Origin of the sequence: Neisseria sp. P0022.S009, from assembly GCF_051956675.1 — a bacterium.
Classification (GTDB): Bacteria; Pseudomonadota; Gammaproteobacteria; order Burkholderiales; family Neisseriaceae; genus Neisseria.
The window spans coordinates 1-255 of the sequence record NZ_JBQCXE010000105.1 but is presented as its reverse complement, the minus strand read 5'-3'; the positions used below and the strand labels follow the sequence as shown (position 1 = coordinate 255).

Below are 255 nucleotides of genomic sequence, written 5' to 3'. Positions count from 1 at the left end.
ACTTGCGTGAAGACCGCCGCCATATTAAAGATGCGGACGTGTTTGCCGTTAAAAACGCCATCCGCACGCGCCTGAATTTGGAAATGGCGCTGACGGAAGAAATGCTGGAAAACGCGCTCAACGTGATACCGGAAGATGTGTGCATCGTGCCTGAAAAACGCCAAGAAGTAACCACAGAAGGCGGTTTGGACGTATTGGCGCAACAGGATAAAGTGGCCGAGTTCACCAAAATCCTGACCGATGCAGGCATCCGAG

General features: G+C 52.2%; 1 protein-coding gene. It reads left to right on the top strand.

All coding sequences use genetic code 11. The features are described from left to right. The coding region (locus tag ACTHUG_RS11650) for a pyridoxine 5'-phosphate synthase (RefSeq protein ID WP_440422321.1) at positions 1-255 on the top strand (255 nt) is incomplete at both ends.